Raw genomic sequence first — 11381 nt, 5'->3', positions numbered from 1 at the left:
CTTAAAGTTCTCATTTGCTTTCAAATCCGGATAGTTCTCGACGACCACCAAAAGACGGCTTAACGCCCCACTCAGTTCTTGATCTGCATCAATGGCATCTTTCGTTGAATTAGCACCTGCCAACTTCGAACGTGCATCACTGACCGCTTTAATGGCTTCAGTTTCGTGCGATGCATAACCTTTTACCGTTTCCACAAGATTCGGAATCAAATCTGCTCTTCGTTTTAATTGGTTATCTACCTGTGACCACTTATTGTCGACGTCTTCATTGGCACTTACAAGACCATTGTAAGAAGAAACCCCATATATGACAATTAACACGACAACAACTAATCCTATAATCCATCCCTTTTTCATCCAAATCCTCCTTACTCTTTCTGCACATATAAACTATATTCTATATTAGTTCCACTAAAACTATGAATGTTAAACAAAATTTATCCAAACCAGGTAAAGAACCAGATATTATCTCCACCTACATAAAATCATAAGGTGTGACATTGCCCATCCCAATCATCGGATCTTCATGCATCAGTATGTCAAAATAACTTTCCTCTTGCATTGGCAACTCTGCAGATTCAGCTGGCATTCCTTCATCATTCAATGTTTCACGAAGTTTTTCAAGTAATGTAGTTTTCCGGCGCATCTCATCATTGCGCTCGATACCTAAACGGAAAGCATCTTCTTCACCACAAAGTATCAAGAAATTCTTGCTTCGGGTAATCGCTGTATACAATAGATTACGTCGGAGCATCCGATAATAACTTTTTACAACAGGCAAAATCACAATGGGAAACTCGCTTCCCTGCGATTTATGGATTGAACAGCAATACGCGTGGGTAATCTGGTTCAAATCCTGCTTCGTGTAAGTTACTTCAATGCCTTCAAACGATATAATGATCTTATCGACATGATCAGTATTTTCCTTCGCAAACAAAATTGACACAATTTCACCCATATCACCGTTAAAGACGCCTTCTTCCGGCTGGTTCACCAGTTGAAGCACTTTGTCTCCCGTTCGGTAGATCACGTCTCCAAACTTGATTTCCCGCCTCTTTTCATTCACATTGCTATTAAACACTTCTTGCAGCATTTTATTCAATGCATCAATCCCGGCAGGTCCTCTATACATTGGGGCCAGCACTTGAATATCTTTGGCAGTGAAACCCTTCGTCCTGGCATTCGCAACAACTTTCTCAATAACCTGAGCGATTTGGTCAGTCTTACAGCGAATGAACGATCGATCTTCCTGCTGCTTCGTAACATCATTTGGAAGCCGGCCTTTTTTTATATCATGGGCCAGTTCAATGATTGATGAACCATCCGCTTGACGATAAATATGCTCAAGACTGACAGTCGGCACACAATTCGAAGCAAGCAAATCCTTTAGCACCTGTCCCGGTCCGACTGAAGGCAGCTGATCTTCATCACCAACTAAAATCACTTGGCAATTTTCCGGCAAGGCTTTAAACAATTGATGAGCTAACCACGTATCCACCATAGAAACCTCATCAATAATGACAATGCGGCCTTCTAACTGATTATCTTCATCATGGGAAAAGCCTTCACTTCCGTTCCATCCGAGCAAGCGGTGAATCGTAACAGCGGGAAGCCCCGTCGATTCAGCCATGCGTTTCGCTGCACGTCCAGTAGGTGCCGCAAGCACAAATGGGAACGGATCGCTGCCCTCTTTTTTATAATCGTTAATGTCCATAGATACACCATGAAGTTCGGCATATAACTCGACAATCCCTTTGATAACCGTTGTCTTCCCCGTACCAGGTCCACCCGTCAGAATCAACATAGGCGACTGCAGGGCTGTTTGTATCGCCTCTTTTTGGGCTGAGGCATAGGAAACATTTAGACGCTCTTCCAGCTTACCAAGTGCCAGTAAAAATTCCGATTCTGGGAACTGGTCTTCATACTCGGTTTGTGCTAGCATCCGCTTGATGTTCATAACAATTCCCTTTTCAGAATAGTAAAGGGATGGCAGGTAAATTCGTTGATCTTCGACAACGATTTTCCCCGTCTCCGTTAATTCGATTATTTCCGAGGAAATGTTTGTGAACTCAATTCGATCGCGCTTATTTTCCTCAAGTAGCCGCTTGACAGCTTCCAACAGCTGCTCAGCTTCTATGTAGATATTTCCATCCTGCAGACATTGTGATTCTAGTGTATATAAGCACGCAGCCTTGATACGATCAGGATGGTTACCAGAAATGCCCAGCTGATGCCCAAGCTCATCCGCTCGCCCAAAACCAATTCCTTCGATATCCTCCACAAGCTTATATGGATTTCCCTGAACCATGGTGATTGTATCATGCTTATACATTTGATAAATCTTCATAGACAGCTGTGGACCAAAGCCATATTGATTAAGAGCAATCATTACCTGTTCCAGACCTTGATGTTCGACTAAAGTATCATAGAGACTCTTCGCCTTTTCCCCGGATAGCTTCGGAATATCATCAAGTATGGAAGGCTGAGCCAGAATTTTAGAAATTGCCTTCTCCCCGAGTGTTTCGACAATGCTTTCGGCTGTTTTTTTCCCAATACCTTTGAACAGTTCACCAGATAAATAACTGACGATTCCTTCCTTGGATTGGGGCAAATCCTTTCGAAAATGCTCGACATGAAATTGAAGACCAAAACGTTGGTGCTCTTTCATTGCTCCATAAAAAATATACGTCTCATCCTCATGCATCCTCGGAAAATAACCCGTGACGACCGCTTCCTTCTCGTCATAGTTCAAATTCGTTTCATTCACACGGATTCTTACAACCGAGTACATATTTTCTTCATTATGAAAGATCGTCACTAAATGACTTCCTTTCATAAACATTTTCTCTTCTGCAAACAAATCCATCGAATCTTGCTGGCTCAACGCTTCTCCCCACCCTTCCATACATATGTCGTCTATTTATTCAGCATTCATTTCTTCCATCAATTTCTTACCGTGTGCCGCCAACATATGGTCTGGCTGTGCTTCCAATGCTTTTTCAAAATATGTTATCGCAGCTTGCGGATCTTCACGGTACCCTGCAAACGCAACCCCTAAATTATAATAAGCATCCGCATGGCCTGGATCCTGTTCAACCACTAAATTCAATTGATTGATCAATTCATCATACAGTTCCGCATTTGCTAGGCAAAGCGCATACTGGAACCTTGCATCCACATCCTCAGGACTCAATTCCACCGTTCTCTGTAAATAAGGCATAGCCAATTTCGGTTGATCTAACGCCATCAACGTCAATCCAAGCATAAAGTAAGCATCGCTGTTCTCAAGACCCAAACGGATTGCTTTTTCAAACATATCTTTCGCTTCGACTAATTTAGCATCTGATTCGTAGTATAAGTTCCCTAGCGAATAATAAGCAGCTGCTGCATTTTCATCAAGCTCAATCGCCTTTTTATAAAACTTGATGGCTTTTTCCGTTTCACCGACAGCTGTAAGTACATTTCCAAAGTTTATGTATGCAACCGGCTCCTTCGGGTTTTCTTCTATAGCCTCATTAAAAACTTTAGCCGCTTCTTCGTATTTTCCTTGTTGCATAAACTCAATACCTTGTTGATTTTTATCCATGATCATTCACGCTCCATTTTTATATTAAAAAGTATAGCATAAGCTAGCAGTGTAATTCAGACGTTGCTGTTCACAATCCAAAAGAAGTCCCCAACCGCAAACACAGCTGGGGACATGATTATTTTACCCTACGTAAGTCAGTTTTTCACCTTTTTTAAATACTTCATCAATCGTACCGCCACCTAGGCATACGTCACCATCATAGAAAACGACTGCTTGTCCAGGTGTAATCGCGCGGATTGGCTCGTCAAATATGACTTCGACATCGCCACTTTCCAATACTTTCACCGTAACGCCGCTATCCTCTTGACGGTACCGGAATTTTGCCGTACACGTAAATTCCGCTGCAGGTTTATGTTCTGCTACCCAACTGACATTCACAGCATTCAGGGAATTGGAATAAAGCACATCGTTATCAAAGCCTTGACACACATATAAAACATTGCGCTTCAAGTCTTTTCCCGCAACGAACCAAGGCTCGCCGCTGCCGCCAATACCAAGACCGTGACGTTGCCCGATTGTGTAATACATCAAACCATCATGCTTACCCATTACCTTGCCTTCCATCGTAACCATATCACCTGGTTGTGCTGGAAGATAATTGCTTAAAAATTCTTTGAAATTGCGTTCCCCGATAAAACAAATACCGGTTGAATCTTTTTTCGTTGCCGTTGCAAGACCCGCTTCTTTCGCAATTTCACGAACTTCCTTCTTATCAATGTGACCAAGTGGGAACATGACTTTTTCCAATTGTTCTTGAGTAAGCTGGTTCAAGAAGTACGTTTGATCTTTATTATTATCGACACCGCGAAGCATTTTATATTCGCCATCTCTGTATTCAACCTGTGCGTAATGACCTGTCGCTACATAGTCAGCACCAAGGCTTACCGCATGCTCAAGGAATGCCTTGAACTTAATTTCCTTGTTACACATTACGTCCGGATTCGGCGTACGGCCTGCTTTGTACTCATCCAAGAAATACGTAAAAACTTTATCCCAATATTGCTTTTCAAAGTTGACTGCATAATAAGGGATACCGATTTGATTACAAACGGCAATCACATCATTGTAATCTTCCGTTGCTGTACAGACTCCGTTTTCATCTGTATCGTCCCAGTTTTTCATGAAAATCCCAACTACGTCGTAGCCTTGATTTTTCAATAGCAGGGCTGACACAGAAGAATCGACGCCTCCTGACATCCCAACGACGACGCAGGTGTCTTGTGGTGCTTTATTCATTCTGTCACCTCATTTATTTAAAGAAAAAATTATTGTTGTACCAATCTTTTAACGATCTTCACGGTTGTTTCAGCAGCCTGCCTAACTTCCTGTTCGGTGTTGTTCAGACCGAAGCTGAAACGAATCGAATTCTTCGTCCGCTCCGAACCTTTTCCAATCATCGCTACGAGCACATGCGACGGTTCAATTGACCCAGCTGTACAAGCAGATCCACTTGATACCGCAACACCGGCTAAGTCCAGATTAACGAGCATCGATTCAACATTCGTACCCGGAAAACTAACATTCAGCACATGTGGCAGCGACTGCTCCATAGATCCGTTAATTTCATATTGTACATCCGCCTCGTCAAAGACGGCAAGCAATACGTCTTTAAATTGCAAGTATTGCTCCGTTTTCTTATCCATCATACTTTGAGCAATCAAAACCGCTTCGGCAAAGCCAGCAATTGCCGGCACACTTTCCGTACCAGCCCGGCGTTTACGCTCCTGTTCTCCGCCATATAAATGGGGATTCAGCTTTAACCCTTCGCGCATATATAAAAAGCCGACTCCTTTTGGTCCGTTGATTTTATGCGCTGATACACTCAGCAAATCCACGCCCAACTCGCGGACATCAATATGAATCAGTCCATATGCCTGTACCGCATCAGTATGGAAAAAGGCTTGATGATCTTTAAGCAGTTGTCCGATTTCAGCAATCGGCTGGATAGTCCCAACTTCGTTATTGCCGAACATAACCGAAACCAAAATTGTATCATCCCGCAATGCCGCTTTTAAATCGGCAATCGAAATAAGCCCCGCTTCATTCACAGGTAAATATGTGACCTCAAAGCCAGACTTCTCAAGGAATTGGCATGTATGCAATACTGCATGGTGCTCAATCTCTGTCGTAATGATATGCTTTCCCTTTTCTTTATACGCATTCGCAACCCCAATAATCGCCGTATTATCTGCTTCTGTTCCACCGCTCGTAAAAATGATTTCATTCCGCCCGGCCCCGATACTTGTGGCAATACTTAAACGCGCTTCATCTAAAACATGGCGCGCTTCCCGCCCGAACGCATGAATACTAGACGGATTACCAAAGTCATGGCTCATGACTGTCATCATCTTATCAATCACATTCGGATGCATCGGTGAAGTCGCAGCATGATCTAAATATATTCTGTTCACTTTTTTGTCGCCTCCATTAAAAAACGCAAGCGCCTATATAATAGGCGCGTTGCTAATCACTTAAATATAATACATATAAGAATTGATTTCACCAGTATCCTTGTAGTTCGCCAAATCCATCAACGTAGTATTATCCAATACATCCTTCACAGCATCACGAATCCGAATCCAAAGCTGACGTTTTACCGGCTCTTCATCCTCAATTCCCTCAACCGGAGTAATCGGTCCTTCCAATACGCGAATGACATCACCAGAAGTAATCTCCTGAGGATCTTTTGATAGGACATACCCACCATATGCACCACGAACACTCTTCACCAATCCTGCATTACGAAGTGGCGCAATCAGCTGCTCCAAATAATGCTCTGACAAACTATGCGTCTGAGCAATCGATTTCAAACTTTTCGGACCTTCTCCATAATGTTTAGCAAGCTCAATCATGATCGTTAAACCATAGCGGCCTTTAGTAGATATCTTCATTAATATACACCTCATATTATTTATCCGTTTATAAATTCTGTTGAAATTATAGCATATTCCCACTAGAAATGCATTCACCCGCCCTTCATTTGTCAAATTATCCAAATTGGAGAGGTAGGAAAAGAGCTTAAATATATTGCTCAAGGACGAATTATTCCTCGTGACGGACGAATTGTTCCTCGTGACGGACGAATTATCTTCTCTCAAGGACGAATTATTCCACATGACGGACGAATTAACTTCTCTCAAGGACGAATTAACTTCTCTCAAGGACGAATTATTCCTCGTGACGGACGAATTATCTTCTCTCATGGACGATTGTGCCGCTGACGGACGAATTATCTTCGTTGTAATACCAGCGTACATTTTTTAAAACGAAAGTTCTGTTCTTTGACACATTTATTTTTACTAAAAATACAGGAAACCTATCATTAATAGAGAATGTTTCTAATAAAAGATCGATAAGGAGTGGTTACATGATTATAAAAGATTGCGAGATACCTTTAAAAGTACAGATGATAGAAGCTCTAATGAGGCGCTTACCACCTGATCATGCTAAGCAACCGATATTAAACTTAGATATCAAAAAAATCAAAGCTGGATATAGTGGAGAATATAGAGTCTTATCTACTCTAAATGCCCTTCCTGAAAAAGAGTATCTTCTCTTTCATGACCTCCGTTTAATCGGATCACCCTTCCCCTTCCAAATGGACATTCTTATTCTTACTTCTTATTTTCTATTAATTATTGAAGTGAAAAACATGGCTGGTGAAATCTATTTCGACAACACATTCAATCAACTTATCCGCACAAATACAGATGGAAAAACGGAAGCTTTTGATGATCCAATTCTGCAAGTGAACCGGCAGCGCCAACAGCTGTTAGAATGGTTGAAATCAAAAAAAATCATCAACATTCCAGTAGAAACATTAGTCGTCAGTGCCAATTCGTCAACTATAATACGAGCTGAGAATAGAGATATTAATAGAAAAGTGATACGTAAAGATAGTATTCTTATAAAAATTGGAGAATTCAAAGAAAAATATAAAAAGAAAATCTTTTCAACTAGAGATATGAAGAGAATATCTACTTTATTGCTCGACGAACATACACCTTATATTCCAATGCTTTAGAAAGTTATGGAATTCCTATTAACGCCCTTCAAACAGGAGTGTACTGCCATAAATGCTATGCATTTTCTATGGAGAGGAGATTAAGAAAGTGGATTTGCCGCATATGTTTGCATTCTTCCCATGATGCTCACACCTCCGCACTTCAGGATTATGTATGCCTCGTTAAACCTACCATTACCAACAGCGAATTCCGGTAATTCCTCCAACTCAAATCTCCATCCAGCGCAAAAAAGTTATTAACTTCATTAAAGTTAAATCATTCTGGCCACACCAAAGGAAGAGTTTACTCTTTACGTTCGATTATTGAGGATAGGACGAAATAAATGGTGTGAAGGACGAATTATTTTCTTGAAGGTCGAATTAATTTGACCCACGGACGTATTTTCTTCCTGAAGGTCGATTTATTCCGACCCACGGACGAATTCATTCACTGAAGGTCGATTTATTCCGACCCACGGACGAATTCATTCACTGAAGGTCGATTTAAATACTAATTCAACTGCATTCACAGCATAATCAGAGCATTTTACCCTTTATTTGTGATACCTTATATAAAAAGGAGAGGTGCGCAATGAATATTAAACCGCTTGCTTTCCGGATGCGGCCTCGGTCGATTGATGAAATCATTGGGCAGGAGCATCTGGTCGGTGAAGGAAAGATTATCGCAAGGATGGTCAAAGCCAAGCAGTTATCTTCAATGATTCTGTATGGTCCGCCTGGAATTGGTAAGACATCGATTGCTAGTGCGATTGCCGGAAGCACGAAGTTTGCGTTCCGGACGCTGAACGCGGTAACCAATAACAAGAAAGATATGGAGATTGTCGCTGCTGAAGCGAAGATGTCTGGTAAAGTGATTTTGCTGCTTGACGAGGTCCATCGCCTTGATAAAGCGAAACAGGATTTCTTATTGCCTTATCTCGAAAACGGGATGATTACCTTAATTGGCGCGACGACTAGTAATCCTTATCATGCAATCAATCCGGCAATCCGCAGCCGGTGCCAGATTTTCGAGCTCAAATCATTGGAAATCAGCGATATCACAAAAGCCCTGGAACGTGCACTTCATGATGAAGAGCGCGGACTTGGTCAATATAAAACAGAGGTCGGCTTTGATGCCCTTACGCATTTTGCGACCGCTTCGAACGGAGATGTCCGCAGCGCTCTGAACGCCCTAGAGCTCGCTGTTATTTCCACCGAACCTGACGAGTCTGAAACGATTATTATAGATTTACAAATTGCCGAGGAATGCATGCAGAAAAAAAGCTTTTCACATGACAAGGATGGAGATGCTCACTATGACGTCCTGTCCGCTTTCCAAAAATCAATCCGTGGCAGCGATGTGAATGCTGCCCTTCATTATTTAGGGCGCTTGGTGGAAGCCGGCGACCTTGTCAGCATTGCCCGCCGTTTGGTCGTCATTGCTTACGAGGACATTGGTCTTGCTAATCCGCAGGCTGGCCCGCGAGCCCTCGCTGCAGTTGAAGCTGCTGAACGGCTCGGTTTTCCAGAAGCCCGGATTCCACTGGCCAACTCAGTTGTCGAGCTGTGCTTATCACCGAAATCAAACACAGCCTATATCGCGATTGACGCAGCCTTATCTGATATTCGCAGCGGCCATAGCGGTGACGTGCCTGACCATCTTAAGGATGCCCATTACAAAGGGGCAAAAGATCTCGGCCGAGGCATCGACTATCTATATCCGCATGACTACGAAAACGGCTGGGTGAAGCAGCAATACTTACCGAACAAACTGCGCAACAAAAAATATTATAAACCGAAAAAGAGCGGGAAATTTGAACAAGCCCTTGCCTCGGTCTATGAAAATATTGAGAAAAAGAAATAACTCCGGATCACATCAGACCCGGAGTTTTTTCATTGTGGAAAATGAAAGCTTTTCACATGTCTCATATTGACAAAAACCGTATCACCTTGAGCATTCACCATCTCAATGATGCTGTCTTGCAGATGATTGATTTTCCCAATATCCATCGGATTCCTACCTAAATTGAGCACGACCAGTTTATTGGTTAGCTTTTTTAACTGTTCCTCTAATGTCCGTGCCCAGCTTAAAGTAGAGACCTGAAGTAGTTGTTCACTTTTGTTCAAGCCGTACGGCCCTTTTTCTTCATCACAAACTGTAAGCCACTTCAAATGATCCATCGAGATGAACATCGTTTTAAAAACAGGTGAATAAAAGACGAAGTAGTTATTCATAATGCCAACGATATAGCCATAGACCGGATTTGTTTTAGCGAGTAAAATTTCAACAAACATGCCCTTCGCGTTCATCAACAATTTGCGGAACGACGTCTCACTGATTTCTGGATCTACCCCCCTCTCAATCTCCTCATCCGTTATTGGAAAGGAAAAATTTTTAATGTGCCTTAATGGAATGTAGCGGTACACTTTTCCCGTATACAGGACAATAATGTCCGAACTTGCTTCTATTAAAATCCCAACTACTTGAATATTACCAGAGAGTTCTAGTTCAATATACTGACCAATATTTTTAGATAACAAGTTGTGACCACCTTTCTATTTTATTGTTTAAAAAACTCAAATCCCACCAATAAGCCATTTTGTACAAATCATCCACAGGCAGGATGTAAAACTGTCAGTTAAACGCTAAGACTAGGCCTTTCTTATTTTGTAACCGGAATGCTTAGGCTAAATTACATTTGAATTGCCTAGCTTGGCCAATTTTTTCTGGAAATTAGTCATAACTGTGTTAGGGTTTCATCAGTGAGAAACAACATTTCAATCTCTCAATTCTATCCCGATGACCTTTACAGTATTAAATTTAGACCATTGTGGACTGCTATCGACGCGCTTGTAGCCACAGTAAAATCGCTCCTCGTAACCAGTAAAAGGGTTACACTTTTAAGAGTAATAGAATACATTTTCCATTACGAGCACTAGCGGCATGTCCACTTTCAAAAGAAGGCACAACAACTTTGTTGGTTGCTGTACCTGTATGGTCAATCTTCTTCTTTATAGATACCCTTCGATGCTTTAATCATATTTTCAAGCCACATTTGCTTAAATATATTTACACGACGACGACGACCCTCAGGTCTGACATCCTCTTCACCCTCAGGATCGACACTCTCTTCACCCTCAGCTGGATTTTCATTTAAATTATTTTCTTCTGTGGAGAATTCAATTGTACCAAATCCCTCGATAAGGCATTCAGTTGAATTGCCTTCTTCTGATGAGCTTTCTGTTGAACTACTTTCTTCTGATGAGCTTTCTGTTGAACTACTTTCTTCTGATGAGCTTTCTGTTGAACTACTTTCTTCTGATGAGCTTTCTGTTGTATTGCCTTCTTCTGATGAGCTTTCTGTTGTATTGCTTTCTTCTGATGAGCTTTCTGTTGTATTGCCTTCTTCTGATGAGCTTTCTGTTGTATTGCTTTCTTCTGATGAGCTTTCTGYTGTATTGMCTTCTTCCGATGAGCTTTCTGTTGAACTACTTTCATCTGATGAGCTTTCTGTTGTATTGCTTTCTTCTGATGAGCTTTCTGTTGTATTGCCTTCTTCTGATGAGCTTTCTGTTGTATTGCTTTCTTCTGATGAGCTTTCTGTTGTATTGACTTCTTCTGATGAGCTTTCTGTTGTATTGACTTCTTCTGATGAGCTTTCTGTTGTATTGACTTCTTCTGATGAGCTTTCTGTTGTATTGACTTCTTCTGATGAGCTTTCTGTTGTATTGACTTCTTCTGATGAGCTTTCTGTTGTATTGACTTCTTCTGATGAGCTTTCTGTTGTA

The 11381-nt window shown here is 41.6% G+C and carries 10 protein-coding genes and 1 pseudogene; 2 read left to right on the top strand and 9 right to left on the bottom strand.

From position 1 onward, the window contains the following. The 6 genes from AC1DUW_RS14170 to cymR form a co-directional block, all read right to left on the bottom strand. A partial coding sequence (locus AC1DUW_RS14170; protein ID WP_477642791.1) for a LemA family protein occupies positions 1 to 357 on the bottom strand: 357 nt, incomplete at its 3' end. A gap of 118 nt (positions 358 to 475) precedes the next feature. Further along, positions 476 to 2884, bottom strand: a complete 2409-nt coding sequence (recD2, locus tag AC1DUW_RS14165; protein ID WP_430082189.1) for an SF1B family DNA helicase RecD2 — start codon at positions 2882 to 2884, stop codon at positions 476 to 478. 36 nt (positions 2885 to 2920) lie between these two features. Next, positions 2921 to 3586, bottom strand: coding sequence for a tetratricopeptide repeat protein (locus AC1DUW_RS14160; protein WP_056528508.1), 666 nt, complete (start codon positions 3584 to 3586; stop codon positions 2921 to 2923). A gap of 123 nt (positions 3587 to 3709) precedes the next feature. Beyond that, on the bottom strand, positions 3710 to 4825 hold the full coding sequence (gene mnmA, locus AC1DUW_RS14155; RefSeq protein WP_477642790.1) for a tRNA 2-thiouridine(34) synthase MnmA: 1116 nt from the start codon (positions 4823 to 4825) through the stop codon (positions 3710 to 3712). A 29-nt stretch (positions 4826 to 4854) separates the two neighbouring features. After that, a complete protein-coding gene (locus tag AC1DUW_RS14150; protein ID WP_477642789.1) occupies positions 4855 to 6000 on the bottom strand; it encodes a cysteine desulfurase family protein in 1146 nt (381 codons plus the stop codon). Between the two features lie 60 nt (positions 6001 to 6060). Then, entirely contained in the window at positions 6061 to 6480 is a 420-nt protein-coding gene (gene cymR, locus AC1DUW_RS14145; RefSeq protein ID WP_053347061.1) for a cysteine metabolism transcriptional regulator CymR, read from the bottom strand. Positions 6481 to 6956: 476 nt separating this feature from the next. On the opposite strand from cymR, the gene AC1DUW_RS14140 reads away from it, so the two are divergent. Then, entirely contained in the window at positions 6957 to 7613 is a 657-nt protein-coding gene (locus AC1DUW_RS14140; protein WP_477642788.1) for a nuclease-related domain-containing protein, read from the top strand. Between the two features lie 80 nt (positions 7614 to 7693). On the opposite strand, the gene AC1DUW_RS14135 is transcribed toward AC1DUW_RS14140, so the two are convergent. Beyond that, positions 7694 to 7819 (bottom strand): hypothetical protein, encoded by a 126-nt coding sequence (locus AC1DUW_RS14135; protein WP_477642787.1) that lies wholly within the window; start codon positions 7817 to 7819, stop codon positions 7694 to 7696. A gap of 365 nt (positions 7820 to 8184) precedes the next feature. Between AC1DUW_RS14135 and AC1DUW_RS14130 the strand changes: the two genes are divergently transcribed. After that, positions 8185 to 9456: a replication-associated recombination protein A gene (locus AC1DUW_RS14130; protein WP_053347063.1), complete on the top strand. Its 1272-nt coding sequence runs from the start codon at positions 8185 to 8187 to the stop codon at positions 9454 to 9456. A gap of 29 nt (positions 9457 to 9485) precedes the next feature. On the opposite strand, the gene AC1DUW_RS14125 is transcribed toward AC1DUW_RS14130, so the two are convergent. Further along, positions 9486 to 10133 carry a DUF2642 domain-containing protein gene (locus AC1DUW_RS14125; protein ID WP_477642786.1) on the bottom strand — a complete coding sequence of 216 codons (648 nt, stop codon included), beginning with the start codon at positions 10131 to 10133 and terminating at the stop codon, positions 9486 to 9488. Between the two features lie 458 nt (positions 10134 to 10591). Then, positions 10592 to 11381 (bottom strand): annotated as a pseudogene (locus tag AC1DUW_RS14120) (hypothetical protein); the annotation flags it as partial.

The organism is Peribacillus sp. P4_C12 (assembly GCF_056402095.1).
This window is presented reverse-complemented; position numbering and strand designations above follow the sequence as displayed.